General features: G+C 68.9%; 28 protein-coding genes and 1 tRNA gene. 12 read left to right on the top strand and 17 right to left on the bottom strand.

The genetic code is table 11. The annotated features are described in order from the left end of the window. The first annotated feature begins 40 nt into the window (after positions 1-40). Entirely contained in the window at positions 41-1,972 is a 1,932-nt protein-coding gene (locus tag RCP80_RS08960) for an acyl-CoA dehydrogenase family protein (protein WP_308481991.1), read from the top strand. Position 1,973: 1 nt separating this feature from the next. Here the strand turns inward: RCP80_RS08960 and RCP80_RS08955 are convergent. After that, positions 1,974-2,046, bottom strand: a tRNA-Asn gene (locus RCP80_RS08955). Positions 2,047-2,152: 106 nt separating this feature from the next. On the opposite strand from RCP80_RS08955, the gene RCP80_RS08950 reads away from it, so the two are divergent. Further along, complete coding sequence (locus RCP80_RS08950; RefSeq protein WP_373693476.1) at positions 2,153-2,440, top strand: hypothetical protein; 288 nt, start codon at positions 2,153-2,155, stop codon at positions 2,438-2,440. 9 nt (positions 2,441-2,449) lie between these two features. Here the strand turns inward: RCP80_RS08950 and RCP80_RS08945 are convergent, their stop codons facing one another. From RCP80_RS08945 to RCP80_RS08930, 4 genes are all read right to left on the bottom strand, one after another. Continuing rightward, positions 2,450-2,686: a DUF7155 family protein gene (locus RCP80_RS08945; RefSeq protein ID WP_308481989.1), complete on the bottom strand. Its 237-nt coding sequence runs from the start codon at positions 2,684-2,686 to the stop codon at positions 2,450-2,452. Positions 2,687-2,691: 5 nt separating this feature from the next. After that, entirely contained in the window at positions 2,692-2,979 is a 288-nt protein-coding gene (locus RCP80_RS08940) for a DUF7155 family protein (protein WP_308481988.1), read from the bottom strand. Positions 2,980-3,033: 54 nt separating this feature from the next. Continuing rightward, entirely contained in the window at positions 3,034-4,935 is a 1,902-nt protein-coding gene (dnaG, locus tag RCP80_RS08935) for a DNA primase (protein WP_308481987.1), read from the bottom strand. 131 nt (positions 4,936-5,066) lie between these two features. Beyond that, positions 5,067-6,371 carry a deoxyguanosinetriphosphate triphosphohydrolase gene (locus RCP80_RS08930; protein ID WP_308481986.1) on the bottom strand — a complete coding sequence of 435 codons (1,305 nt, stop codon included), beginning with the start codon at positions 6,369-6,371 and terminating at the stop codon, positions 5,067-5,069. Positions 6,372-6,441: 70 nt separating this feature from the next. On the opposite strand from RCP80_RS08930, the gene RCP80_RS08925 reads away from it, so the two are divergent. Further along, positions 6,442-8,487 carry a TPM domain-containing protein gene (locus RCP80_RS08925; RefSeq protein ID WP_308481985.1) on the top strand — a complete coding sequence of 682 codons (2,046 nt, stop codon included), beginning with the start codon at positions 6,442-6,444 and terminating at the stop codon, positions 8,485-8,487. A gap of 82 nt (positions 8,488-8,569) precedes the next feature. After that, entirely contained in the window at positions 8,570-9,412 is an 843-nt protein-coding gene (locus RCP80_RS08920; protein WP_308481984.1) for a DUF1206 domain-containing protein, read from the top strand. 1 nt (position 9,413) lies between these two features. On the opposite strand, the gene RCP80_RS08915 is transcribed toward RCP80_RS08920, so the two are convergent. Continuing rightward, positions 9,414-10,799 carry a glycine--tRNA ligase gene (locus RCP80_RS08915; protein ID WP_308481983.1) on the bottom strand — a complete coding sequence of 462 codons (1,386 nt, stop codon included), beginning with the start codon at positions 10,797-10,799 and terminating at the stop codon, positions 9,414-9,416. Between the two features lie 54 nt (positions 10,800-10,853). Next, positions 10,854-11,498, bottom strand: a complete 645-nt coding sequence (locus RCP80_RS08910; protein WP_308481982.1) for an SIMPL domain-containing protein — start codon at positions 11,496-11,498, stop codon at positions 10,854-10,856. Between the two features lie 142 nt (positions 11,499-11,640). On the opposite strand from RCP80_RS08910, the gene RCP80_RS08905 reads away from it, so the two are divergent. Both RCP80_RS08905 and RCP80_RS08900 read left to right on the top strand, forming a co-directional pair. After that, positions 11,641-11,994, top strand: coding sequence for an ArsR/SmtB family transcription factor (locus tag RCP80_RS08905; RefSeq protein WP_308482765.1), 354 nt, complete (start codon positions 11,641-11,643; stop codon positions 11,992-11,994). After that, on the top strand, positions 11,991-12,392 hold the full coding sequence (locus RCP80_RS08900; RefSeq protein ID WP_308481981.1) for a Fur family transcriptional regulator: 402 nt from the start codon (positions 11,991-11,993) through the stop codon (positions 12,390-12,392). Before RCP80_RS08905 ends, RCP80_RS08900 begins: the two co-directional genes overlap by 4 nt. On the opposite strand, the gene RCP80_RS08895 is transcribed toward RCP80_RS08900, so the two are convergent. The 3 genes from RCP80_RS08895 to recO are packed head-to-tail and all read right to left on the bottom strand — an operon-like array spanning position 12,389 to position 14,548. Then, entirely contained in the window at positions 12,389-12,853 is a 465-nt protein-coding gene (locus RCP80_RS08895) for a hypothetical protein (RefSeq protein ID WP_308481980.1), read from the bottom strand. The two genes, RCP80_RS08900 and RCP80_RS08895, sit on opposite strands and share 4 nt — an antisense overlap. After that, positions 12,853-13,746, bottom strand: a complete 894-nt coding sequence (locus tag RCP80_RS08890; protein ID WP_308481979.1) for a decaprenyl diphosphate synthase — start codon at positions 13,744-13,746, stop codon at positions 12,853-12,855. Before RCP80_RS08890 ends, RCP80_RS08895 begins: the two co-directional genes overlap by 1 nt. Next, complete coding sequence (gene recO / locus RCP80_RS08885) at positions 13,682-14,548, bottom strand: DNA repair protein RecO (protein WP_308481978.1); 867 nt, start codon at positions 14,546-14,548, stop codon at positions 13,682-13,684. Before recO ends, RCP80_RS08890 begins: the two co-directional genes overlap by 65 nt. Positions 14,549-14,644: 96 nt before the next feature. On the opposite strand from recO, the gene RCP80_RS08880 reads away from it, so the two are divergent. From RCP80_RS08880 to RCP80_RS08865, 4 genes are all read left to right on the top strand, one after another. Continuing rightward, positions 14,645-16,066: an amidase gene (locus RCP80_RS08880; RefSeq protein WP_308481977.1), complete on the top strand. Its 1,422-nt coding sequence runs from the start codon at positions 14,645-14,647 to the stop codon at positions 16,064-16,066. A 23-nt stretch (positions 16,067-16,089) separates the two neighbouring features. After that, positions 16,090-16,638, top strand: coding sequence for a CAP domain-containing protein (locus tag RCP80_RS08875; protein WP_373693515.1), 549 nt, complete (start codon positions 16,090-16,092; stop codon positions 16,636-16,638). Between the two features lie 48 nt (positions 16,639-16,686). Continuing rightward, positions 16,687-17,238: a CAP domain-containing protein gene (locus RCP80_RS08870; RefSeq protein WP_373693514.1), complete on the top strand. Its 552-nt coding sequence runs from the start codon at positions 16,687-16,689 to the stop codon at positions 17,236-17,238. 171 nt (positions 17,239-17,409) lie between these two features. Beyond that, the gene (locus RCP80_RS08865) at positions 17,410-17,868 is read left to right on the top strand and encodes a hypothetical protein (protein ID WP_308481976.1); all 459 of its coding nucleotides are present in this window, start codon (positions 17,410-17,412) and stop codon (positions 17,866-17,868) included. A gap of 30 nt (positions 17,869-17,898) precedes the next feature. On the opposite strand, the gene era is transcribed toward RCP80_RS08865, so the two are convergent. From era to RCP80_RS08845, 4 genes are read right to left on the bottom strand one after another with little or no spacing between them, the layout of a single operon-like run. Next, entirely contained in the window at positions 17,899-18,807 is a 909-nt protein-coding gene (gene era / locus RCP80_RS08860) for a GTPase Era (RefSeq protein ID WP_308481975.1), read from the bottom strand. Between the two features lie 57 nt (positions 18,808-18,864). After that, the gene (locus tag RCP80_RS08855; RefSeq protein ID WP_308481974.1) at positions 18,865-20,175 is read right to left on the bottom strand and encodes a hemolysin family protein; all 1,311 of its coding nucleotides are present in this window, start codon (positions 20,173-20,175) and stop codon (positions 18,865-18,867) included. Continuing rightward, a complete protein-coding gene (gene ybeY / locus RCP80_RS08850; RefSeq protein ID WP_308481973.1) occupies positions 20,172-20,726 on the bottom strand; it encodes an rRNA maturation RNase YbeY in 555 nt (184 codons plus the stop codon). The genes RCP80_RS08855 and ybeY overlap by 4 nt, the downstream gene beginning before the upstream one ends. A gap of 7 nt (positions 20,727-20,733) precedes the next feature. After that, positions 20,734-21,774, bottom strand: a complete 1,041-nt coding sequence (locus RCP80_RS08845) for a PhoH family protein (protein ID WP_308481972.1) — start codon at positions 21,772-21,774, stop codon at positions 20,734-20,736. 179 nt (positions 21,775-21,953) lie between these two features. Here RCP80_RS08845 and RCP80_RS08840 point away from each other — a divergent pair, with 179 nt between their 5' ends. Then, positions 21,954-23,072 carry a GGDEF domain-containing protein gene (locus RCP80_RS08840; protein ID WP_308481971.1) on the top strand — a complete coding sequence of 373 codons (1,119 nt, stop codon included), beginning with the start codon at positions 21,954-21,956 and terminating at the stop codon, positions 23,070-23,072. Here RCP80_RS08840 and RCP80_RS08835 read toward each other — a convergent pair. Genes RCP80_RS08835 through hrcA form a run of 3 tightly spaced genes read right to left on the bottom strand, consistent with a single transcriptional unit; the run spans position 23,069 to position 26,076 of the window. Next, entirely contained in the window at positions 23,069-23,812 is a 744-nt protein-coding gene (locus tag RCP80_RS08835; protein WP_308482762.1) for a 16S rRNA (uracil(1498)-N(3))-methyltransferase, read from the bottom strand. The genes RCP80_RS08840 and RCP80_RS08835 overlap by 4 nt on opposite strands. A gap of 32 nt (positions 23,813-23,844) precedes the next feature. Beyond that, positions 23,845-24,993, bottom strand: a complete 1,149-nt coding sequence (dnaJ, locus tag RCP80_RS08830; RefSeq protein ID WP_308481970.1) for a molecular chaperone DnaJ — start codon at positions 24,991-24,993, stop codon at positions 23,845-23,847. Positions 24,994-25,032: 39 nt separating this feature from the next. Further along, positions 25,033-26,076, bottom strand: a complete 1,044-nt coding sequence (gene hrcA, locus RCP80_RS08825) for a heat-inducible transcriptional repressor HrcA (RefSeq protein ID WP_308481969.1) — start codon at positions 26,074-26,076, stop codon at positions 25,033-25,035. A gap of 138 nt (positions 26,077-26,214) precedes the next feature. Here hrcA and RCP80_RS08820 point away from each other — a divergent pair, with 138 nt between their 5' ends. Then, entirely contained in the window at positions 26,215-26,523 is a 309-nt protein-coding gene (locus tag RCP80_RS08820; protein WP_308481968.1) for a type II toxin-antitoxin system VapB family antitoxin, read from the top strand. The last annotated feature ends 5 nt before the right edge of the window (positions 26,524-26,528 follow it).

Raw genomic sequence — 26,528 nt, 5'->3', positions numbered from 1 at the left:
ACACGTTTGCCGACGGCGTCCACGGGCTACCGTCGGGGGTATGACCACAACCGCGGAGCATCTGCAGAACACCCTGGACGGCCGGTGGCGCGACGTGAAGAACCGCATGCGGGTGGAACTGTCCAAGGACGTCTTCCGGCCGCACTACACGCCCAACACCGTGATCGCGCGGACCAAGGTGGCCGAGCAACTCAAGATCATGGCCGCCGCCGGGGCGGCCGAGGACGGCTTCAAGAAGGATCACGGCGGCAACGGGGATGTGGGCGCGGCCGTCACCCAGATCGAGATGCTGGCCATGAGTGACCTGTCCCTGATGGTGAAGGCCGGCGTCCAGTGGGGTCTGTTCGGCGGCGCGATCGAGAACCTCGGCACCGAACGCCACCACGAGGCCTACGTCAAGCCGCTGATCGATCTGGACCTGCTCGGCTGCTTTGCGATGACCGAGACCGGGCACGGCTCCGATGTGCAGTCGCTGGAGACCACCGCCACCTACCACCCGGCGACCCAAGAGTTCGTCATCGACTCCCCCACCCCGTCGTCGCGCAAGGACTACATCGGCGGAGCGGCCGAGACGGCCAGGGTGGCAGCGGTTTTCGCGCAGTTGATCACCCCGGACGGGCAGGTCCACGGCGTGCACTGCCTGATTGTGCCGATCCGCGACGAAGACGGCAACGACCTGCCCGGCATCACCACCTCGGACTGTCACTACAAGGGCGGCCTGCCCGGGGTGGACAACGGCCGGATCGTGTTCGACAAGGTTCGGGTGCCGCGGGAGAACCTGCTCAACAAGTACGCCGACGTCTCCCCCGACGGCACCTACACCTCCCCGATCGAAAGTCCCGGCCGGCGCTTCTTCACCATGCTGGGCACGCTGATCCGCGGCCGGGTCACCGTCGGCGGCAGCGCCGCCGCCGCGGCCCGGGTGGCGCTGGACATCGCGACCCGGTATGGGTTGCAGCGCAAGCAGTTCGACGACACCGACACCGGCGACGAAGTCCTCATCATGGACTACCTGGTGCACCAGCGTCGGCTGCTGCCGCTGATCGCCGAGTCCTATGCGCTGCAGTTCGCGCAGAATCAGCTGGTGGCCAAGTGCCACGAGCTGCAGAGCGCCGAGGACCCCGACCCCGAAGAGCAGCGCGAACTGGAATCGCGTGCCGCCGGACTCAAGGCCGCCAACACCTGGCACGCCACCCGCGCCATCCAGGAAGCCCGGGAGGCCTGCGGCGGCGCCGGCTACATGGCCGAGAACCGGTTGATCGCGCTGAAGGCCGACACCGATGTGTTCACCACCTTCGAGGGCGACAACCATGTGCTGACCCAGTTGGTGGCCAAGCAGTTGCTCACCGCCTACGCCGACGACGTCAAAAACATGAGTCCCGTGGACTGGGTGCGCTTTGCCGCCAACTTCGCCGGCGAGCGGGTGCTCAAACGCACGGCTGCGGAGACCATCATCCAGACCATCCTCGACACCCGGCAGGACAACGAGGAGGAGGGCAGCCTGTTCAACCGCGGCACCCAGGTCCAGATGTTCGAGGACCGCGAGGAGTACATGCTGGCCTCGGTGGCGCGTCGGCTCCAGGGCAAGGCCAAGGAGATGTCGGACTTCGAAGCCTTCAACGCCGTGCAGGACCACGTGCTGCACGCCGCGCAGGCGCATATCGACCGGGTGATCCTGGAGGCTTTCGTCGCCGGGATCGACAGCTGTGAGGACGAGCAGGCCCGCGAGATCCTGGGCATGGTGTGCGACCTGTACGCGCTGAGCGTGATCGACAAGGACAAGGCGTGGTGGATGGAGCACCGCTTCCTGTCCACCGAACGCGCCAAGGCGGTCACCCGCGGCATCAACGACCGCTGCCGTCGCCTGCGGCCCTACGCCGAACTGCTGGTCGACGGGTTCGGAATTCCGGAGCAATGCCGGTACGCGGAGATGCTGCATCCGGAAAACCTCGCGGATGACGCTGAGAGTTGAGCTCCCCCGGATGGACTCGAACCATCAACCGCCCGATTAACAGTCGGGAGCTCTGCCAATTGAGCTACAGGGGATTGGCCGAAGCAAGACTCTAGCGCACAGCCTAGCCGGGACAAGAATCGTGCTGGTGATGCGGGTGGGCGCGGTGCGAGCGGATGCCCACCGGCGGGACCGACCAAGATGAGGCAGGATGGGGAGGTCCGTCCGTCGTGTTCTTGGAGGCCCCCTTTGTTAGGTGTTCTGACCGTGCTCGGAGTCGGCTACGTGCTGGGCGCCAAGGCTGGCCGGAAACGCTACGAACAGATCGTGGGCACCTATCGCGCGGTCACCGCGCATCCGGCCACCAGGTCGGCCATCGAGGCGGGCCGCCGCAAGATCGCCGAGCGGGTCTCCCCGGATCCGTCGATGGTGAAGTTGACCGAGATCGACAATCAGACCACGGTCATCGAGCCGGACACCCGCAACTGAACGCCGGGATCAGCCCAGCGGCACGTTGATCGACCGGCCCGGCAACAGCGGACCGGTCTCGACTCCCCAACCGTTGAAGCCGACCTGCGGCAGGCCGCCGGTGGATTCGCTGATGCATTGGCCGGTGTCGCGCGCGCCCAGCCAGGACACGCACTGGCCCGGTTGTGCGTTGGCCGCGGGGATGGCGGCGACGGCACACGCGGCGAACGCCGTCAGCGCGGCCGAGACGACGAGACGACGGGTCATCGCGGTCAGCCCCGCGGTCCGGAGGTACCCGAGCCCGCGCGGCTCCGGTTGATCCCGGCGTCACCGACCGGGCCGTTGATCGTGATCGGAATGCCGTTGAGCGAGGAATCGACCGCGCTGCCCATCGAGTACGAGATGCACTTGCCGTCGTTCATGCTGCCCAGCCAGGCCAGACAGGCCGGAGCGGCCTCGGTCACGTCGGCGGCCGGGGTGCTCAGCGCCGCGAACGTCGGCGCCGCGACGGCGAGCCCCGCGATCGCGAAACCGGCGACAAACTGCCTCGTGCGAGCCATCTCACTACCCTCCGCTAGGCGTTCAGCAGGCCCAGCGTAACCGCTGGGCGCCGGTCATGCAGTGAGGTCGTCGCCGGAGGCCTGCTCGAGCAGGCTGCGGCGATAGGCCTCCATCGCCACCAGGTCCCCGAACAGCGCGTGATACTCGTCGCCCTGCTCCACCGGCGACATCCGCTGCAGCTTGGACTTGAGCTCGGCGATCTGCCGACCGATCGACACCTCCTGCAGGCGGGCCAGCACCCCGGAGATGTAGCGGGGCAGCTTCTCGTCGTCGTCGACCCGGGTGGCTTCCACGCTGAGCTCACCGACCAGCGCGGCACCGGCGGGCGTGGCCGCGTGCTGACGGACCTGGTCGATCCACTGCCCACCGCTGAACCCACCCGAGGTCCCGCCGGCCGCCTCGATCGCGGCCCGCACCGCGGCGTAGCCGGGGTGGGTGAAACTCTCCAGGCTCAGGGTGTCGAAGATGGGGCCGGCCAGGGCCGGGTACTGCAGCGCCGCCTTGAGGGCCTCGCGCTGCGGCCACAGCGTCGGGTCGCGCGGGTCGGGGCGGGGCACGGTGTTGGCCGGCGGCGCCGGCGCCGCCGCCCGCCGGTTGTCCCGCCCGCCGCCGCGGGCGCCGCCCTTGGCGGTCTCGCGCACCCGGGCGATCACCTGGGCGACGTCGTCCCAGCCGACCCAGCCGGTGAGCTGGCGGGCGTACTCGTCACGCAGCGTCGGGTCCTTGATCTGGGCCACCATCGGCACGCAGCGGCGCAGCGCCGTGACCCGCCCCTCGGCGCTGTCCAGATCGAACTCGGCCAGCGCGGTGCGAATCGCGAACTCGAACAACGGAGTTCGGCGAGCCACCAGATCCCGCAGCGCGCCGTCGCCGGACCGCAGCCGCAGATCGCACGGATCCATCCCGTCGGCAGCGACGGCGACGTAGGACTGCCCCGCAAGGTTCTGCTCACCCTCGAAGGCCTTCAGGGCCGCGGCCCGGCCGGCTGCGTCGCCGTCGAACACGTAGATCAGTTCGCCGCGGAAGAACTTGTCGTCCATCATCAACCGGCGCAGCATCGACAGGTGATCGTCGCCGAACGCCGTGCCGCAGGATGCGACCGCGGTGGTGACCCCGGCCAGATGCATGGCCATCACGTCGGTGTAGCCCTCGACCACCACGGCCTGATGCGCCTTGGCGATGTCTCGCTTGGCCAGGTCGATGCCGAAGAGCACGTGAGACTTCTTGTACAGCAACGTTTCCGGGGTGTTCACGTACTTGGCGGTCATCGGGTCGTCGTCGAAGATGCGCCGGGCACCGAAGCCGATCACCTCGCCGCTGGAGCCGCGGATGGGCCACAGCAGCCGGCGGTGGAACCGGTCCATCGGGCCGCGCTTGCCCTCCCGGGACAGCCCGGCGGCCTCGAGTTCCTTGAATTCGAAGCCCTTGCGCAGCAGGTGCTTGGTCAGGGTGTCCCAGCCCGACGGGGCGAAGCCGCAGCCGAAGTGCCGGGCCGTGGCGGCGTCGAAATTGCGTTCGGTCAGATACGCCCGGGCCGGTGCGGCCTCCGGCGATTCCAGTGCGGCGGCGTAGAACTCCGCGGCGGCGGCGTTGGCCGCGGTCAACCGGCTGCGGCTGCCGCGGTCGCGTTGCACGTTGGTGGCCGACGCGCCGGTGTAGGTGATGGTGTAGCCGACCTTGTCGGCAAGCAGTTCGACGGATTCGACGAAGCTGATGTGCTCGATCTTCTGGAGGAAGGCGTAGACGTCGCCGCCCTCGCCGCAGCCGAAGCAGTGGAAGTGGCCGTGGTTGGGGCGGACGTGGAACGACGGGGACTTCTCGTCGTGGAACGGGCACAGCCCCTTCAGCGAGTCGGCACCGGCCCGGCGAAGCTGCACGTAGTCGCCGACGACGTCCTCGATGCGGATGCGTTCGCGAATCGCTGCGATGTCACGATCTGCAATGCGCCCGGCCACGGCCACAGTCTAGGACGGGCGCGACGCGGCTCTTACCCCGCTCGCGCCCCGCTCGCGAAGGTGCGCAAACTACGAGATTTACGCGGCGTGTCGGCCGGGGACGCGCCCGCTCGCGGTGATTGAGGGGGGATTTAGGGGAAGTCCACCGCGAGCTGGCCCGGGATGAGCTTGCTGGCCGCCGGGAACAGCCGCTCCAGGCGGCTCTCGGTGAACGACGCGATCTGGTCGATGACCACCCGCAGCCGGCCCGAGTCGTCGTCGGCGGCGTTGAAGGCGGGCGCGAACAGCGGGTCCAGCGTCGCCGGGGCCCCGGCCAGCAGGAACTCGGCCACCGCCTTGATCTGGTCGCGCTGATCGGCCTGCATCTGCAGATGCTTGGGGTCGGACATGATGAACTGCAGCGCCAGGATCTTGAGCACCGCGACCTCGGCGGCCACCGTCGGCGGGACGGCCAACTCCGCCCCGAACCGCGCCAACGGGCCGGGGCCGGCGGACGCGCGGGTCTGGGTGATCGCCGCGTTGGCGAACCGTCCCACCAGCTCACTGGTGAGCCGCTTGAGCGCCACCGAGGCGCCGAGCGTGCCGTCGTACTTACCCACGGCCTCGACCACCGGGAGCTCCGACAGGCGCTTCGCGGCGGCCAACAGATCATCGGGATTGGCCCCGAACGACTCCTCGCCGAGCGCGGCGAGCGCGGCCGCGGCGTCGTCGTCGGCCAGGACCCGCAGATCGATTCGGCCCGAGATGACCCCGTCCTCGACGTCGTGTACCGAGTACGCGACGTCGTCAGACCAGTCCATCACCTGCGCCTCGAGACAGGTCCGCTGCCCCGGCGCGCCCGTTCGCGCCCATTCGGCGGCCGCGGCGTCGTCGCTGGGGAAACCGACGTAGAAGCCGAACTTGCGCCGGTTGTGGTGGCGATCCCACGGATACTTGGTGACCGCATCCAACGATGCGCGGGTCAGATTGAGTCCGGCCGAACCGCCCTGACCGTCAAGAACTTTCGGCTCCAGGCGGGTCAGGATCCGGAAGTTCTGGGCGTTGCCCTCGAATCCGCCGTACCGCGCGGCGATTTCGTTGAGGGCGCGTTCACCGTTGTGGCCGTACGGCGGGTGGCCGATGTCGTGCGCCAACCCCGCCAGATCCACCAGGTCCGGATCACAGCCCAGCCCGATCGCCATGCCGCGGCCGATCTGGGCCACCTCCAACGAATGGGTGAGCCGGGTGCGCGGGGTGTCACTCTCGCGCGGGCCCACCACCTGGGTCTTGTCGGCCAACCGCCGCAGGGCGGCGCAGTGCAGCACGCGGGCCCGGTCCCGGGCGAAGTCACCGCGGTGCTCGGAGTCGCTGCCGGGCAGCGCCGCGGACTTCCGGCCCTCGACGACCTGACGCTCGCGATCGAACGCGCTATACGGGTCCTGCTGATTCGTGCTCACCGAGGCACAGTCTGCCAGCACCGGGAACCAAATTCGTCGACGCCCGGTTCGGCCCCACTAGATTGGCACCATGCGCTTTGCCCGCTTCCTCCCCGTGCTGTTCGTGGCCCTGCTCGCAGGCCTGCTGACCGCCCCCCTGGTCACCGCCGAGCCGCCCTTCCGGTTGCCCACCCAGGTGACCGACCGAGCCGAGGCGCTCACCGGCAGTGAACTGGCCCAGGTCGAACGGGCCGTCGACCGGCTCTACGACGATCGGCGGATCCAGCTGTGGGTGGTCTACGTCGAATCCTTCGACGGGCTGGGCTGGCAGACGTGGGCCCAGAACACCATGCGCGCCAGCGATTTCGGGGATGACGACGCCCTGTTGGCGGTGGCCACCGTGGACCGCTCGATGGCCTTCCAGGTGCCCTCGACCGTCAGCGGCGGCAGCTCGACCCGCACCGACGACATCCGCCGCAACGACATCGAACCGGCGCTGCGCAACGACGACTGGGCCGGTGCGGCGATCGCCGCGGCCGACGGTCTGAACGCGAACGCCGCCCGCTCGGGCGCCTCGGGCGTGCCGTGGCTGGCATTCGTGGCAGTGCTCGGCGTCTTCGCTGTGCTGCTGCTGGGACTGTGGATCTGGTCGCGCCGGCGGCGGGCGCGGCGGCACGCCGCCGAGGTCGAGGCGGCCAAGCGGGTCGATCCCACCGATCCCGCCGCGCTGGCCAAGGTGCCGCTCGAGGCACTCGACGAGTTGAGTCAGACCATCGTCGTCGACGTCGACAACGCGGTCCGCACCAGCGAGAGCGAGTTGGAACTGGCGGTCGAGGAATTCGGCGCCGCCAAGACCGCGCCGTTCCGCAAGGCCGTCGATGACGCGAAAGCCGCACTGCAACAAGCCTTCAACACCCGGTTGATCCTCGACGACGCCATTCCGGAGACACCCCTGCAGCGCCGCGAGCTCTTGACCCGGGTGATCGTGGCGGCGGCCAAGGCCGACCGGGGGCTCGAGCAGCAGAGCGCCGCGTTCCAGCAGTTGCGCGATCTACTGATCAACGCACCGACGCGGCTGGACATGCTGACCCAGCAGATGGTGGCGCTGACCGCCCGGGTGGAGCCGGCCACCGCGACGCTGGCCGACCTGGGCCGGCAGTTCTCGGCCGTCGCGCTGGAGTCGGTGGCCGACAACGTCGACACCGCGCGGGAGCGATTGGGCTACGCCGACCGCACGATCAGCGCGGGTCGTGCGCTGCTGACCCGCCCGGCCGCCGACCAGAATCCGTTGATCGATGCGATCAGGGGCGCCGAGAACGCCTTGGGGCAGGCCCAGACCCTGCTCGACGCGGTGGACACGGCCGCGGGCGACATCAACCGCGCGATCACCGAGCTGCCCGCCGAGATCGCCGACATTCAGGCCGGAATCGACGCCGCCACAACGCAGCTGCAGCAACCCAGCACCCCGAAGTCCGACGAGCTGGCCAAACTTCGCGACGCGGCGGTCCAGGCCGTCGAGGACGCCAAGGCCAACGGCGCCAACGACCCGCTGGGCTGCTACACCCGCCTGAACAAGGCCGACGCGGAGCTCGACGCCATCCTGGCCACCATCGCCGAGAAGCGTCAGGAGGCCGCCAAGCAGGCCAAGCTGCTCGAGCAGGCGCTGTTCACCGCGCACTCGCGGGTGCGCTCGGTGTCGAGCTTCATCGACACCCGCCGCGGCAGCATCGGTTCGGAGGCCCGCACCCGGCTCGCCGAGGCCACCCGCCACCTCGAGGCCGCCGAGGCCAAGAAGGCCGGTAACCCGGCCGAGGCGATCGCGCACGCCAACGGGGCCGCGACCCTGGCGGCCCAGGCCCAGCAATTGGCCAACGACGACGTCAGCTACGCCCGGCACGCCTATACCTCGGAGTACGGCGGCCGCGGCGGTGGCGGCTCCGACCTGGGCTCGGTGATCGGCGGCATCATCATCGGCAACGTGCTCCGCGGCGGATTCGGTGGCGGCTACGGCCGCACCTGGGGTGGTGGGTACGGCGGCAGTTGGGGTGGCGGCGGCCGACCCGGGCGCCCGACGAGCTACGGCGGCTCGTCGCGGTCGTCTCCGCGCAGCTACGGCGGGGGCGGCGGCCGCTTCTGACGGGTTTTATCCGCACCGGGGTTTCGGTTTCTCCGGCGTCAAAGTTGGGGTACTCGGGACCATCAACCGACTGGAGGACCCCATGGCAGCCCGAACTTCCGCCGCATCGGTGCACCGCTCGGTGCACGGCGCCGCCGACCGCGCGACCGACAACGACGCCTTCGAGCACCTGGCCCGGGCGGGTTTCGCCGCCAGCGGCGTGCTGCACCTGCTGGTCGGGTACATCATCGCCAGACTGGCCTTCGTCGGCGGCGGTGGCGCGGCCGACCAGTCCGGTGCGCTGGCCACGCTGGCCGCCCAGACCGGGGGCAAGATCCTGTTGTGGGTGGCGGCGGCCGGCCTGCTGGCGCTGGGGCTATGGCGGGTCGCCGAGGCGGTGATCGGCGCCAAACCCGGTGAGAGCGGCGGTCGGATGGGCGACAAGCCCGCCTGGAAGCGCGCAAAGTCGCTGGGCTTGGCGGCCGTCAACGTCGCGATCGCCTATTCCGCGGCCCGCTACGCCATGGGCAGCGGCCAGTCGAGCAGCCAGCAGAACGCGGGACTGTCCGGCCAACTGATGCAGTCCGGCTGGGGCAAGGCCGTCCTGATCGCCGTCGGGGTGGGGATCGCCGCGGTCGGCGCCTACCACGTCTACAAGGGCGTCACGAAGAAGTTCCTCGACGACTTGCGGGTCTCCGGCGGGACCGCGGTCACCGCCGTCGGCATCGCGGGCTATGTCGCCAAGGGGCTGGCCCTCGCCGGCGTGGGACTGCTGGTCGTGATGGCGACCCTGCAGGCGGACCCGTCGAAGGCCACCGGTCTCGACGCCGCGATCAAGACCCTCGCTCAGGCGCCGTTCGGCAAGGTGCTGCTGATCGTGGCGGCCCTGGGCATCGCGGCGTTCGGCGCGTACAGCTTCGTCCGGAGCCGGCACAGCCGGATGTGACTCAGCAGCCTTTCAGCCGCACCGCGAGGTAGTTGGACACCTCGGAGATGGCGACCCGCTCCTGCGCCATGCTGTCGCGTTCGCGGATCGTGACGGCCTGGTCCTCGAGCGAATCGAAGTCCAGCGTCACACAGAACGGCGTGCCGATCTCGTCCTGGCGGCGGTAGCGGCGACCGATCGCGCCCGCATCGTCGAACTCGATGTTCCACAGTTGACGCAGTTCGGCGGCCAGGTCCTTGGCCTTGGGCGACAGATCGGCGTGCCGGCTCAGCGGCAGCACCGCCGCCTTGACCGGCGCCAGCCGCGGATCCAGCCGCAGCACCGTGCGCTTGTCGACCCCGCCCTTGGCGTTGGGCGCCTCGTCCTCGGTGTAGGAATCGACCAGGAACGCCATGAACGACCGGGTCAATCCCGCCGCGGGCTCGATGACGTATGGCACATACCGGGTGTCGGTGCCCTGATCGTAGAAGGACAGCTCGGTGCCGGAATGCTTGGAGTGCGTGGACAAGTCGAAGTCGGTGCGGTTGGCGATGCCTTCCAGCTCGCCCCACGGGTTGCCCTGGAAGCCGAACATGTACTCGATGTCCACGGTGCCGTCGGAGTAGTGCGACAGCTTTTCCTTGGGATGGTCGTAGAGGCGCAGCTTCGCGGGATCGATGCCGAGGTCGACGTACCACTGCAACCGGGTGTCGATCCAGTACTGGTGCCACTCCTTGGCCGTCGACGGCTCGACGAAGAACTCCATCTCCATCTGCTCGAACTCGCGGGTGCGGAAGATGAAGTTGCCCGGCGTGATCTCGTTGCGGAAGCTCTTGCCGATCTGGCCGATGCCGAACGGCGGCTTCTTGCGCGAGGTGGTCAGCACGTTGGCGAAGTTGACGAAGATGCCCTGCGCGGTCTCGGGCCGCAGGTAATGCATGCCCTCCTCGGACTCGATGGGACCGAGGTAGGTCTTGAGCATCATGTTGAACTCGCGCGGTTCGGTCCACTGGCCCTTGGTGCCGCAGTCCGGGCAGACGATGTCGGTCATGGGCACCGAGTCCGGGTCGTCGATCTTTTTCTTCTCGGCGAAGGCTTCCTGCATGTGGTCCTGGCGGTGCCGCTTGTGGCAGTTCAGGCACTCGACCAGCGGATCGTGGAACACGTCGACGTGACCGGAGGCCACCCACACCGCGCGCGGCAGGATGATCGACGAGTCCAGGCCCACGACGTCGTCGCGACCGGTGACCATCGACTTCCACCACTGCCGCTTGATGTTCTCCTTGAGCTCGACGCCCAGCGGCCCGTAGTCCCAGGCGGACCTGGTACCGCCGTAGATCTCGCCGGACGGATAGACCAAGCCGCGGCGCTTGGCCAGGTTGACGACGGAATCGATGACGGACGCCACGGGAAAAGCTCTCCTGACTGCGGGGATGGGACCCGGCTAGCCTAACCGCCTGCCCTACTCCGCAAAGAATCGTGCGTCGACCGCGACCTGGAGCACGATGTCGTCCGGGCGCAGTTCCAGTGCCGGGCCGCCGCCTTCGGGGGCTGCCATCGCGAACACGCGGGCGGCGCGGTGGCCGGTGTCAAGCATGTTCGGATCGGACAGCTGCACCGCGGTGACGGGCCCGCGACCTGCGGCGTCGGCGTAGGACTGGGCCTTCTGGGTGGCGTCGGCGACCGCGGCGCGGCGCAGCTGCGCCTCGTACTCGCGCCGGTTGTCCTCGGTGACGTCCCACGTCGTGTGGTTGACGTCGACGCCGTCTTCGACGGCCCAGCGATCGAGAAACTCCGAGAGCGCCTCGAAGTCGGCGAATTCCGCGTCGACCTTGATGGCCACCCGGTACCGCAGCTGCCGGGTCTTGGTCTCCGAGTACGGCCGGTAGCTGAACACCCGCAACTGATCGCTGCTCCACCGGGTCACCGCGCCGCCGTCCTGCAACCGACGCAGTTCGGCGGTCAGCGGATCGGCCAGCGCCACGGCGCGGCGGTACACGTCCGTGCGGTCGGCGCCCTCCAACGTGGCGGCCAGCCCGACGGTGGCGCGTTCGGCGGGATAGCGCTGACGGGCTTCTCCGCGGACGATGATCTCCAGGGCGGTCATGTGCCCGACGGTAGCGCCGGTCCGTGCCGCGCCGCCGCGTGTCGGCCGCCGCTCCTTTGACATGCGTCGTCCTGCATGCGAAAGTGAAACCGGTATTGAAAATCGTTTCCAATAACCCGGGGAGGTGGCCGCCGTGTCGACTGTGCCGACCGCAACCGACGACCAACCACACCATTCGCACAGCGAAGAGCCCTATCCGCCGCTGCCCGCGCGCGAGACCCTGGACGCCGCCGGTGACATCCTGCGGGCGCTGGCCGCGCCGGTGCGCATCGCCATCGTGCTGCAACTGCGGGAGTCCCGGCGCTGCGTCCACGAGTTGGTCGACGCCTTGGCCGTGCCGCAGCCCCTGGTCAGCCAGCATCTGCGGATCCTGAAGTCGGCCGGTGTCGTCGCGGGCGATCGGTCCGGCCGCGAGGTGCTCTACCGGCTGGTCGACCACCACCTGGCCCACATCGTGGTCGACGCGGTCGCCCACGCCGGCGAGGACCAGCCATGACGGCCGCGGGCGCCCCGCGCGCCACCCGCGCGACGCGGCAACGCGCCGCGATCACCGAACTGCTCGACACCGTCGACGAGTTCCGCACGGCCCAAGAACTCCACGACGAGTTGCGTCGCCGGGGCGAGAACATCGGCCTGACCACGGTCTACCGCACCCTGCAGTCGATGTCGGCGGCCAAGTTGATCGACACCCTGCGCATCGACACCGGCGAATCGGTGTACCGGCGCTGCTCCTCGAACCACCACCATCACCTGGTGTGCCGGCACTGTGGCGCCACCGTGGAGGTCGACGGACCCGAGGTGGAGGCGTGGGCCGCGAATATGGCGGTGGCACACGACTTCTCCGATGTCAGCCACACGATCGAGATCTTCGGCACCTGCCGGGCGTGCCGCTAGCCCAGCAGCTTGCGGCGCACGTCGGTCCCGGCGGCCATCACCAGCAGGATCAGGGTGCGCAGCGCATCGTCATTGAGGCCCGCCCCCGGGAAGTTGTAGCGCAGCATCACATCGGCGACCTTCTTGCCCGGCGAACGGCGCCGCACGGTGGTCTCCGAGTCGCCGTTGGCCACGGTTCCGGCGTGCTTGTCGGCGGTCCGCTCGATCAGCGCCACCGTGCCCAGCATCGTGGCGGCCGCGTGTTCGGCGACCGTCGCGCGGGTCTTGGCGTTCAACGGCAGATCCCAGGCCAGCGGCTGGGTCAGCGAGACCATCTCCAACCCCTCGGCGATCGTCACCACCCGCAGCGAGGCCACCGCACCGGCCTGGCTGACGGTCAGCGCACCGTCGGGTTCCGCCACGACGGTCGCCACCTCGCTCAGCGCGGTGGACAATCGTTGGGCCAGTGCGACTTCGGACATCAGGCCCTGCCGAAGCGCCGGTTACGCGAGACGTACTCCTCGCAGGCGGCCCACAGGTCGCGGCGGTCGTAGTCCGGCCACAATTTGTCCTGGAAGACGTATTCGGCATACGCCGACTGCCACAGCATGAAGTTGCTGGCCCGCTGCTCCCCCGAGGTCCGGATGAACAGGTCGACATCGGGGATGTCGGGCCGGTGCAGATGCTCGGCCACGGTGTCCTCGGAGATCTTGTCCGGGTTCAGCTCACCGGCCGCGGCCGCCCGTGCGATCTCGCGGGTGGCCTCCACGATCTCGGTGCGTCCGCCGTAGTTCACGCAGTAGTTGACGGTAATGGTGTTGTTGCCGACGGTCATCTGCTCGGCGATGTCGAATTCCTCGATCACGCTGCGCCACATGCGCGGCCGTGACCCGACCCAGCGCATGTTGACGCCCATGATGTCCAGGGCCACCCGGCGGCGGCGCACCACCTCGCGGTTGAAGCCCATCAAGAAGCGCACCTCCTCGGTGCTGCGCTTCCAGTTCTCCGTGGAGAACGCGTACACCGACAGATGCTTGATGCCGAGTTCGATGGCACCGCAGGTGATGTCGATGAGCACGGCCTCGCCCATCTTGTGGCCCTCGGTGCGGGCCAGGCCGCGCTGTTTGGCCCAGCGCCCGTTGCCGTCCATCACCACCGCGACGTGGTTGGGCAGCTGGTCGGCCGGGATCTGCGGCGCGGTGGCCCTCGAGGTGTGTTGCGGGGGGCGGCGCGGTCCGCCACCGGGGGCCTCCGGCAGGTCGGGAAACTGCACCGGCCACGTCGAGGTGTCGGGGAAGGTGGGATAGTCGTCAGGCGCCGGCGGCAGCTGGGGGCAGCCCTGCTGGGCCCGTTTCCCTTCCCTCTTCAAAGCCATGGGGCACATCCTGCCTGACCGCGGCAAGACGTTGTTCGAGGGCCGCCTTTAGGCCGTGGTCAAGTGTCCGGTCGCCGCGCTCCACCAGTGGCAATGTCCGCAACCGGCGTTCCAGATGCCACTGCAGATGTGCGGCCACCAGACCGCTGGCCTGGCTGCGGTAGTTCGCCGGGGCCGACTCGGCGTGGACCCAGTCGCCGTCGTGCAGGGCCACCATCAGATCCAGCACCCCCTGCGGCGGGGTGCTCGACCCCGACGGTCGACAGTGCATGCACACGCTGCCGCCGGCGGCGACATGAAACGCGCGGTGCGGTCCGGGGGTGGCGCACCGAGCGCATTCGGTCAGCGCCGGCGCCCAGCCGGAGATCCCCATCGCCCGCAACAGGTAGGCGTCGAGAACCAGCTCACGGTGCCGAACACCGTCGGCCACCGCGCGCAGCGCGCCGACGGTCAGCCGGTGCAGCGCCGGCACCGCGGCGTGTTCTTCGCCGGCGAGCCGCTCGGCGGTCTCCAACACCGCGCACGCGCTGGTGTAGCGGCCGTAGTCACTGACGATGTCGGAGGCGAAGGCGTCGATCGAGACCACCTGAGTGACGATGTCGAGGTTGCGGCCCGGATGCAGTTGCACGTCGATATGCGCGAACGGCTCCAGCCGCGAGCCGAACTTGCTGCGGGTACGACGCACCCCCTTGGCCACCGCGCGGACCAGCCCATGGTCGCGGGTCAGCAGCGTGACGATGCGGTCGGCCTCGCCGAGCTTGTGCTGGCGCAGCACCACCGCCCGATCCCGATACAACCGCATCCGGCCAGTCTCCCCCGCTGCGCCCCACAGATCCACTCAGGCGCGCCGGAGACCCTGCCCGACGCTGGGCGCGCCCTCAGTAGGGTCGAAGGCACAATGCGCAACACAACCCGTTTCCCGACCGTCGCCGATCAGCTCTATCAGTTGGCCAGTGGTGCCGCCACCTCCGTGGACCTGGTCCGGAGGTCGTTGGACGCCATCGAAAAGAGCCAGCACAGCCTCAACGCATTTCGAGTGGTGCTGACCGATTCGGCGCTGCGGGACGCGGCCGAGGCCGACCGGCGGCGCGCCGACGGGCACCGCGCACCGCTGCTGGGCATCCCGATCGCGGTCAAGGACGACGTCGATATTGCCGGTGTGCCAACGGCATTCGGTACCTCCGGGTGGATCCCCGCGGCCACCGCCGACGCCGAGCTGGTGCGCCGGCTGCGCGTCGCCGGTGCGGTGATCGTGGGCAAGACCAACACCTGCGAGTTCGGCCAGTGGCCGTTCACCAGCGGTCCGGCCTTCGGACATACCCGAAATCCGTGGTCCGCCAACCACACTCCCGGCGGGTCCTCGGGCGGCAGTGCCGCCGCGGTGGCGGCCGGGCTGGTGCCGGCGGCGATCGGCTCCGACGGCGCCGGCAGCGTGCGCATCCCGGCCGCGTGGACCAACCTGGTCGGGATCAAACCGCAGCGCGGGCGCATCTCCACCTGGCCGCTCCCCGAGGCGTTCAACGGCATCACGGTCAACGGGGTGTTGGCGCACACCGTCGCCGACGCCGCCCTGGTGCTCGACGCCGTGTCCGGCAACGCCGACGGCGACCTGCACAAACCACCGCCGGTGTCGGCGCTCGAAGCCGTCGGCACGGCCCCCGGCCCGCTGCGGGTGGCGATCTCGACCCGGTTCCCGTTCACCGGATTCCGGGCCACGCTCGACCCGCAGATCCACACCGCGCTCGACGCGGTCGCCGAGCAGCTCGGCCAGCTGGGCCACACCGTGATGACCGGCGGCCCGGACTACGGGCTGCGGCTGTCGTGGAGCTTCCTGTCGCGCTCGACCGCCGGGCTGCTGGACTGGGGCATGCGGGTGGGCGAAACGGCCGAACTGGACCCCCGAACCCGGGCCAACCTGCGGATCGGTCGCGCGCTGTCGCAGCGGGCGCTGAGCAAGGCGCGTCGACACGAGGCCGCCTCACAGCGGCGCATCGGCGCGATCTTCGACACCGTCGACGTGGTGGTGGCCCCCACCACCGCCCGACCGGCGCTGCGGGTCGACGCGTTCGACGGCCTCAGCGGCATCGCCACCGACCGCACGATGATCGCCGCCTGCCCGGTGGCCTGGCCGTGGAACGTGCTGGGGTGGCCCTCGATCAACATCCCGGCCGGCTTCACCGACGCCGGTCTACCGATCGGCGTGCAGCTGATGGGGCCCGCCAACAGCGAGCCGCTGCTGATATCGCTGGCGGCCGCGCTGGAGGCGCTCGGCGGCTGGCACACCCGCCAGCCCAGCCCGTGGTGGACAGAATCGAGCTGACCTTTAGGATCACCGGCATGAGACTGACCCCACGCACGGTCGCGGTAACGATGCCGATCACACTCCTGACGACACTGGCCGTCGTGGCCGCCCCCGGTGCGGCCGCGGACAACAAGCGTCTCAACGACAGCATCGTCGCCAACGTGCACACCATGATGATGAAGGCCGGTTGCGCCGACGATCTCGACATCGAACCCATGGTGCGGGTCAACCCGAAGCTGCGGTTGGCCGCGCAGTGGCACGCCAACGACGTGCTGAACAACCACGCGCTCAACGGCGACATCGGCTCGGACGGTTCGACCGTGGCCGACCGGGCGCGGGCGGCCGGCTACGAGGGCGAGGTCGCCGAGACCACCGCCATCAACCCGGCGCTGGCCATCAACGGCATCGAGATCCTCAACCAGTGGTTCTATCGGCCGGACTACCACGCCACCATGTCCAATTGCGCCAACGTCGACATCGGGGTGTGGTCGGAGAACAGCCTGAACCGCAGCGTGCTGGTCGCGGTGTACGGCCACGGCGATGCGGCCGGACCGGTCACGGCGCCGGGGCGGGTGGCCGGCGCGCGCTAATCGGCTGTGAGCCGGTGTGTGACTCGCGTACTCTCCCGTCTCATGAGCATGCGCAGCATCGCGGTGGGATCCGCACTGGGAGTTGTCGCGACGATGACCTTCGCCACGATCGCCGCGCCGCCGGCGGCGCAGGCCGACAACCGTCGGCTCAACGACGGCGTGGTGGCCAACGTCTCCACCATGCATGAGCGCGCCAACTGCGAGTCGAAGATCAGGATCAACCCGAAGCTCCGGCTGGCCGCGCAGTGGCACACCAACGACGTGCTGAACAACCGCGCCCTCAACGACGACCTCGGCTCGGACGGTTCGACCGTCGCCGACCGCGCCCGCAATGCGGGATACGCCGGACCGGTCGCCCAAACGGTGGCGATCAACCCGGCGCTGGCGATCAACGGCGTCGAGATCCTGAACCAGTGGTGGTACCGCCCGGACTATCACGCCATCATGTTCGACTGCTCCAATGTCGACATCGGGGTGTGGTCGGCGAACAGCCTGGACCGCAGTGTCGTCGTCGCGGTCTACGGCAAGGGCGACGGCGCTGAGCCGGTGACGGCCCCGCCGCGCCAGTTCGGGCAGCGGCCGCCGAATCACCCCAGGTAGCCTTCGCGGCGTTTGCTGTTTTTGTTCTTTTGCGCATTTAGCCATGTCTTCACCGGTGTGGGTTCATACTTTCGAGTAGCTGGCTACTCACGTCAACCACGCACGAGTTTTGTACGTTCTTCCCGGAAGCGGCCAGCGTGCCACGAACGACAAACGGAGGAACGAAACAACATGAATACCAACGCGATCTATCGAAAAGTGCTGCCGCTGTCCGCAGCCCTCGCCGCCGCCGCGGCCACCCTCGCGACGCCGGCGCTGGCAGATCCGCTGCCGTATGGTCCCGACACCTGTGTCCAGGGCTACGTGTGGCGTGAGGCAGGGCCGGGCGACACCGTCTGCGTCACCCCGGCGGTCCGGACCAGAACCGCGCAGGAGAATGCCGCGGCCGCCCAGAACGTCCAACCCGGGGGTGGTGCATACGGGCCCAACACCTGCAAGCAGGGTTTCGTCTGGCGTGAAGCCTTCGGTGGCGACGTGGTTTGCGTGACACCGGCGATTCGCGCCGCGGCCGCGGCCGACAACGCCGCCGCGGCATCACGCAAGCAGGCCAACCAGCCGGCGCCGACGCCGACGCCGAAAAACCCGCTGTGCGGAGTTCAACTTCCGTTGGGCCCACCCTTGCCGTGCTGACCGGCGACGGAGCGCGCCAGGCAGATCAGCCTAAAAACCCAGCTTGCCAAGCTGTTTGGGGTCGCGTTGCCAGTTCTTGGCCACCTTGACCCGTAGTTCCAGGTACACCTTGGTACCCAGCAGCTTCTCGATCTGAGTGCGCGCAGCCGTGCCGACCTCACGCAGTCGGGCACCGCCCTTGCCGATGACGATGCCCTTCTGGCTGTCGCGTTCGACGTAGAGGATCGCGCGCACATCGATCAGTGGATCGTCCTCCGGGCGGTTGGAACGCTCCTCGACCTCGTCGATCACGACGGCCAACGAGTGCGGCAGTTCGTCGCGCACACCCTCGAGCGCGGCCTCCCGGATGAGCTCGGCCATCAGGGTTTCCTCGGGCTCGTCGGTGAGCTCGCCGTCCGGGTAGAACGCCGGGCCGGGTTGCAGCTTGCCGACCAGGACGTTGGTGAGCACGTCGAGCTGTTCGGCCTTGACGGCCGACACCGGCACGATGTCGACGTCCGGTCCGACGAGTTCGCTGACCGCGAGCAACTGCTCGGCGATGCGGTCCTTGGTGATCTTGTCGATCTTGGTGACGACGACCACCAGCGTCGTCCGCGGTGCGACCGCGCGGATCTGCTCGAGGATCCAGCGGTCCCCCGGCCCGATCTTCTCGTCGGCCGGGATGCACAACCCGATCACATCGACCTCGGAGTAGGTGTCCTTGACCAGGTCATTGAGACGCTGACCCAGCAGGGTGCGCGGCCGATGCAGACCCGGGGTGTCCACCAGCACGATCTGAAAGTCCGGGCGGTGCACGATGCCTCGGATCCGGTGCCGCGTGGTCTGCGGCCGGTTCGAGGTGATCGCGACCTTCTCACCGACCAGTGCGTTGGTCAGCGTCGACTTCCCGGTGTTCGGCCGGCCGACGAAACAGACGAAACCGGAACGGAATTCGCTCATCGCGACCGGTCCGCCCCGGTCACCGGTGCGGCAGCCGCCACGTCCAGCCCAACCCCGTTACTCATCGTCACCGGACTCCTCGTTCGAATCATGTTGCGGTTCCACGGGTCTGACCAGAACCGTGCCAATACGTACCCGACCTCGGTGGTCATTGCCGCCCTCGGCGCGCATCCGCAACCCGTGCGAGACGACCTCCGCTCCCGGCAACGGCACCCGGCCCAGTTCCAACGCCAGCAGTCCGCCCACGGTGTCCACGTCGAGGTCGTCCTCGAATTCCACCCCGTCATACAGTTCGCCGAGGTCCTCGATGCCGAGCCGGGTCGAAACTCGGTAACACTGATCACCGAGGTCCTCGACGGGGGCCGTCTCATCGTCGTCGTACTCGTCGGCGATCTCGCCGACGATCTCCTCGAGCACATCCTCGATGGTCACCAGGCCCGCGATGGCGCCGTACTCGTCGACCAGCAACACCATGTGATTGCGGTCGCGCTGCATCTCGCGCAGCAATTCGTCGAGCCGCTTGGAGTCGGGAACGAACACCGCGGGCCGCAGCAGGTCCGCGATCTGCGTTTCGCTGCCACCGGTGACCGAGTGATACGTCTGCTGGACAAGGTCTTTGAGATACACCACGCCGACGATGTCGTCGACGTTCTCGCCGATCACCGGAATCCGCGAGTGGCCGCTGCGCACCGCCAACGAGGTGGCCTGGCCCGCGTTCTTGTCGGATTCGATCCACACCATCTCGGTGCGGGGCACCATCACCTCACGGGCCGGGGTGTCACCGAGTTCGAACACCGACTGGATCATCCGGCGCTCGTCGTCGGCCACCACCCCGCTTTGCTGGGCCATATCGACGACCTCGCGCAACTCGATCTCGGAGGCGAACGGCCCGTTGCGGAAGCCCCGCCCGGGAGTCAGCGCGTTGCCGAGCAGGATCAGCAGCCGGCTGATCGGTGCCAGCAGCAACGAAATCCCTTGCAGCGGAAGCGCGGAGGCCAGGGCAATGGTGTAAGCGTTCTGACGGCCCACGGTCCGCGGGCCCACGCCGATCAACACGAAGCTCACCACCACCATGACCGCGGCCGCGATCAGCAGGGCCCACCCGACGCTCATCAGGTCCCGGAGGTACTCCACCAGCAACACCGTGGCCGTGGTCTCGCACGCGATGCGCAGCAGCACCACGAGGTTGATGTAGCGCGGGCGTTCGCTGACCACCCGGGCCAGCCGGACCGCGCCGGGCCGCTCGTCCCGCACCATCTCCTCGATGCGGGCGATGGAGACCGTGCTGATGGCCGCGTCGATGGCGGCGAAAAACCCGCCGAGCACCGCCAGCGCGATCGCCCCCAGCAGCGGCGCCAGTTCACTCACAGCTGATCGTCGGCGGGCGGCGACAGGAAGTGCTGCGACTTGCCCAGCAGGCTGCTGTCGCGCTCGGCCTGCACGTTGCGCCGGTAGAGCTGAGCCTGATCGTGGTACCAGTCCTCAAGCAGCTGACGCTGCAATGCGAACATCTCCTTCTCCTCGTCAGGCTCGCCGTGGTCGTAGCCCAGCAGGTGGAGCACCCCGTGCACGGTCAGCAGCGCCAACTCGTGTTCGACGTCGTGGCCGGCGTTCTTGGCCTGCTCGGCGGCGAACTGCGGGCACAGCACGATGTCGCCGAGCATCGACGGACCCACTTCGGGCGCATCGGGCCGGCCGCCCGGTTCCAGCTCATCCATCGGGAAGCTCATCACGTCGGTGGGCCCCGGCAGATCCATCCACCGCATGTGCAGATCGGCCATCGCGGCGGTGTCGAGCAGCACCATCGACAGCTCCGCGCCCGGGTTGACGTCCATCTTGTCGATCACGAAGCGGGCGACGCTGATGAGCTCCTCCTCGGAGACGTCGAGCCCGGATTCGTTGGACACCTCGATGCTCACGGTCGGCTCACCTTCGGGCGCGGCGGGGTGCGCGGTTGCCGACGGAATCATTGGCACCGGCGCGCGCGTAGGCGTCGACGATGTCCGAGACCAGCCGGTGGCGCACGACGTCGGCGCTGGTGAGTTCGGCGACGTGAATGTCGTCGATGTCGTCGAGGATGTCGATCGCGGCCCGCAGCCCGGACCGAGCCCCGCCGGGCAGGTCCACCTGGGTGACGTCGCCGGTGACGACGATCTTGGCGTCGAACCCCAGCCGGGTCAGGAACATCTTCATCTGCTCGGGCGTGGTGTTCTGCGCCTCGTCGAGGATGATGAACGCGTCGTTGAGCGTGCGACCACGCATGTAGGCCAGCGGTGCGACCTCGATCACCCCGGCACTCATCAACTTCGGGATGGCCTCGGGGTCCATCATGTCGTGCAGTGCGTCGTAGAGCGGCCGCAGGTACGGATCGATCTTCTCGCTCAGGGTGCCGGGGAGAAACCCGAGGCGCTCGCCGGCCTCGACCGCGGGCCGGGTCAGGATGATCCGGTTGACCTGCTTGGTCTGCAGGGCGTGGACCGCCTTGGCCATCGCCAGGTAGGTCTTGCCGGTGCCCGCCGGCCCGATGCCGAACACGATGGTGTTGGCGTCGATCGCGTCGACGTAGCGCTTCTGGTTCAACGTCTTGGGCCGGATGGTGCGACCGCGCCTGGACAGGATGTCCAGGGTCAGCACCTCGGCCGGGGAGGCGTCCTCGGAACCGGTCACCATCGCGACACTGTGCCGCACGGCCTCCGGGGTCACGGTCTGACCGCTGCCGACGATGGCGATCAGTTCGGTCACCACCCGCTCGGCCAGCGCCACATCGGCGGGCTCACCGGAGAGGGTCACGGCGTTGCCGCGCACATGCAGGTCGGCGGCCAGGCTGTGTTCCAGTACCCGCAGATTCTCATCGGCGGAGCCCAGTAGGCCCACGATGTAGTCGGGTGGCACATTGATGCTGCTTTTCACCGAGGTGCCCGCAGATACTGACGAGGCGGGAGCGGCGGTTGTCTCGCTGGGCGTCACGTGGGCTTTTCTGCCTGCTTTCTGTCCTGGGGGGCGGCTTGCTCGGTCCTCGGAGTCTACCGCCGGGAATCGAGGCGACCCAATGATTACTGCTGTTGGGCCGCGTAGCCTGGGCACCAAAGGCGGCGGGGGCGTTCCGTTGCGGGACTGTCGGTGGAGGTCGAGAAGTTGCGGGTGTCATGATTCGGACCCTGCGTGCCTGGTCGCGCCAGCCCGATCATTACTACTGGATCACCGCGTTGATCGCCGCCCGCGGCGGGGAGGCGGCCACCGCGCGGGTGGTGTCGGTGCTGGTCGCCAGCCTGGCGTTTCTGCCGATCACGATGGTCTTCTCCCCCTCGGGACCGCACGGCGTGCGCGACATGACCGTCTCGGTGCTCGCCGCCCTGGCCGCCATCGGGACCGCGCTGTGGTGGCGACGGGCCCATTGGCCGACCCGACGCCAGTCGCTGGTGTTGGTGACCATCATCTCGGTCGCGGTCGTCGTGATCGCGCTGGTGCAGTCCAACCCGGTCAGCGGAATCTTCGCCACGTTCGCCTTCGCCGGGATCGGCGGCTACCTGGTGGTCTTTCACAGCGTCCGGTACGTGTTCGTCATCCTCGCGCTGAGTGCGCTCACCGGGACCATCCCGATGTTGCGACTGGCGGCGGCCGGTGATCCGGTGTGGGGAATCACCATGGTGATCGCGGTGCTGATCATCATCCTGTCGGCGGCGGCGGGCTGTCAGGCCTTCGTGAGCGTGCTCGGGCACCAGGCCCGCGACGCAAACATCGAGCCGATCACCGGTCTGCTGCACCGTGACGCGTTCTATGACGCGGCCGGCACGTTCATCGCCTCCCGCAGCCGGTTCGACGATCGGCACCTGGTGATCGTGGTGGTGAGCCTCGACAACTTCCCGTTGCTGGCGGGAACGCGTGCGGTGACCGCACGGATCGCGGCCGGCCAGGCCATGCGCGAGACCACCCGCCGCGACGCCGTCGTCGCGCACGTCGCCGACAGCGAGTTCCTGGTCGCCGACAGTTTCGCCGCCCCCGATGCCACCGCGCTGGTGGAGCGGATTCGCAGCGCCATCCGGGCCACCCCGATGCGGCTGACGACGAGTATCGGCGTGGTGTCCACCCCGATGGGCGGGCTGGCGGACTGCCCGCCCTATGACCTGCTCGACGAGCTGATCGCACTGGCCGCCGACGCGATGCACGAGGCCCGCCGCGCCGGCGGCAATCGGGCCAAGTGCGTGGTCTGCGACCGCCCGGCGTGTCTGGACCGCTTCCCCGACAGCGCCGAGGATCTCAGCTAGCCCCAGCGCGGTGTCAGCGCGCCGAGCGCCCCGAGGGCCACCGCGGCCGCGGTCGAGGTGCGCAGCACGGTCGGCCCCAGACGCACGGCGCGGGCGCCGGCCGCCGCCAGCGCGGCGATCTCGTCGTCGGTGATGCCACCCTCGGGACCGATGACCAACATGATCGAATCCGCCTGGGCCAGTGGCGGTTCCGTCAACTCGGTGAAGAGCGCCCCGGCGGCCTCGTGCAACACGAGCACCACATCGCTGCTCGACACCCGCTCGACGAGCGCGGCGGTGTTCAGCGGGCCGGACACCGGCGGGATGAAGGCGCGACGGGACTGCCGGGCCGCCGACCGCGCGACCGCGCGCCACCGGCGCAACCCCTTGTCTGCGCGGTCCCCGTCCCAGCGCGCCACGCAGCGCGCGGCCTGCCAGGCCACCACTTCGTCGGCGCCGGCCTCGGTGGCCAACTCCACCGCCAGCTCCGAGCGCTCCGATTTGGGGATGGCCTGCACGACGGTCACGGCCGGACGCGCGGGCGCCACCGACCGCCGCGCCAGCACGGTGGCGCGCACCTCCCGTTTGGCGGTGCCGTCCACCACGCAGTCCGCCAACTCCCCGGCGCCGTCGCCGACCACGATGCGTTCACCGGGTCGCAGGCGCCGCACGGTGGCGGCGTGAAATCCCTCGTCACCCTCGACGACGGCGACGTCCCCGACGTCGGGGACCTGATCGAGATAGAACAGTGCGTGCGAAATCGGGGCTATGGCTTCCTGTTGGCTTCCTGCACTCAGCGGCCGGTGAAGGTTTCCCGCAGCCGGCTGAAGATCCCGCCGCCGTTGGTGTGCCCGGCGGCGTGCGCGGACCTGACCTCGGCGACGTCGCGGCTGCGGTTCTCCTTGAGCTGACGCAGCAGGTCGGTGTCGGCCGGTTCCAGCTTGGTCGGCACCACGACCTCGATGTGGGCGTGCAGATCGCCGCGCACCCCCGAGCGCAGATGCGGCATGCCGTGTCCGCGCAGGGTGGTGACCGAACCGGGCTGGATACCGGCCGGGATGGTGATCTCGACGGGACCGTCCAGGATGGCGTCGACGGTGACCGTGGTGCCCAGCGCCGCGTCGACCATCGGCACCTCGACGGTGCAGTGCAGGTCGTCGCCGTCGCGGACGAAGATGTCGTGCGGCTGCTCGTGCACCTCGACGTACAGGTCGCCGGCCGGGCCGCCGCCGGGGCCGACCTCGCCTTGGGCGGCCAGTCGCACCCGCATGCCGTCGCCGACACCGGCGGGGATCTTGACGCTGATCTGCCGGCGGGCGCGCACCCGGCCGTCGCCGCCGCAGTGGTGGCACGGGTCGGGAATCACCTCGCCGATGCCGCGGCAGGTGGGACACGGCCGCGAGGTCATCACCTGGCCGAGCAGGGAGCGCTGCACGCTGGAGACCTCGCCCAGCCCGCCGCAGGTGTCACAGGCGATCGGCTTGGAGTCGCCGTTGGTGCCCTTGCCGTGGCAGCGGTCGCACAGCACCGCGGTGTCGACGGTGACCTGCTTGGTCACGCCGGTCGCGCATTCGGTGAGGTCCAGCCGCATCCGCAGCAGCGAATCGGAGCCGGGCCGAACCCGGCCGACGGGTCCGCGCGCGGCGCCACCGCCGCCGAAGAACGCCTCGAAGACGTCGCCGAGGCCGCCGAACCCGCCGGCGAATCCGCCGTTGCCCGACCCGTTCTCGAGCGGGTCACCGCCGAGGTCGACGATGCGCCGCTTCTCCGGATCCGACAGCACCTCGTAGGCCGCCGAGATCTCTTTGAACCGGGCCTGGGCTTCCTCGTCGGGATTGACGTCGGGATGCAGCTCCCGGGCCAGCTTGCGGTAGGCGCGCTTGAGCTCCGAATCGCTGGCGCCCTTGCTCACGCCGAGAAGACCGTAGTAGTCGCGTGCCACTCGTGTTCCCCACACTTCTCTGACTAGCTGCGGGCACCGTTAACGGGTGCCCAAAACCTCACCGATGTAAAGAGCAACTGCAGCGACGCTGGCCATGGTTCCCGGATAGTCCATCCGGGTTGGTCCGAGCACGCCCATGCCGCCGTAGACCGTGTCCATTGTGCCGTATGTCGTCGACACCACCGACGTCCCGGCCATTTGCTCGGCACCGGAGGCCACCTGAGCCTCGTGCCCGATGCGCACGGTGACCTTGCCGGCCTCCTGTTGGGCCGCGAGCAGCTTGAGCACCACGACCTGCTCTTCGAGCGCTTCGAGCACCGATTTCAGCGAGCCGCCGAAATCGGCGGTGTTGGTCGTCAGGTTCGCCGTTCCGCCCGTGAGGAGACGTTCCTCACGGTGCTCGACCAGCGATTCCAGCAACACCGTCGCCGAGCGGCCGACGGCGTCGCCGAGCCCGCCGGTGCCGTCGAGTTGGCTCGCCAGGTCGGCGACCGCGACCGACGCCGCGGCCAGCTTCTTGCCGTCGAGCGCCTTGCCGAGCAGGTCGCGCAGCTGGCTGAGCTGATGTTCGTCGATGGGGTCGCCGAGTTCGGCGATGCGCTGGTCGACGCGGCCGGAGTCCGTGATGACCACCAGCAGCAGCCGGGCCGGGGTCAGGGCCACCACCTCGATGTGGCGCACGGTCGACGACGACAGCGTCGGATATTGCACCACGGCGACCTGGCGGGTGAGCTGCGCCAGCAACCGCACCGAGCGGCGCAGCACGTCGTCGAGGTCGACGCCGGATTCCAGGAAGGTCAGGATCGCGCGGCGCTCCGGTACCGACATCGGCTTGACGTGGTCGAGGCGGTCGACGAACTCGCGGTAGCCCTTCTCGGTGGGGACCCGCCCGGAGCTGGTGTGCGGCTGGGCGATGTAACCCTCGGCCTCCAGGACCGCCATGTCGTTGCGGATGGTCGCGCTGGACACGCCGAGGTTGTGCCGCTCGACCAAGGACTTGGACCCGATGGGCTCCTTGGTGGACACGAAGTCGGCGACGATGGCGCGAAGCACTTCGAAGCGACGATCGTCGGCACTGCTCATTGACAAACCACCCTTCTGAGTCCGCAAACGACAACCCCGAGTGCCAGTTTACGGTCCGCCCGGGTCAGCGGGCCGTTCACCGACTAGCCTCGAGGGTTGCACGTCGAGCTGGGGGCTGGCACGGGAGACGATCTGGGGATGATTTTCAAAGGCGTCCGGGACGGCAAACCCTACCCCGAGCACGGCCTGACCCACCGGGACTGGTCGAAGATCCCGCCGCGGCAGATTCGTCTCGACGAGTTGGTGACGACCACCACGGTGCTCGCCCTGGACCGGCTGCTCTCCGAGGACTCGACCTTCTACGGCGATCTGTTTCCGCACGCGGTCAAGTGGCAGGGCATCGTCTACCTCGAGGACGGCCTGCACCGCGCGGTGCGGGCGGCCCTGCGCAACCGCACGGTGTTGCACGCGCGGCTGTTCGACATGGATGTGCTGGCCCCGGCCTGAGGGTG

Source organism: Mycolicibacterium sp. MU0053, assembly GCF_963378095.1.
Taxonomy (GTDB): Bacteria; Actinomycetota; Actinomycetes; order Mycobacteriales; family Mycobacteriaceae; genus Mycobacterium; species Mycobacterium burgundiense.
Note: the sequence above shows the minus strand (reverse complement) of the source record. Positions and strands in the feature narration are given on the sequence as shown.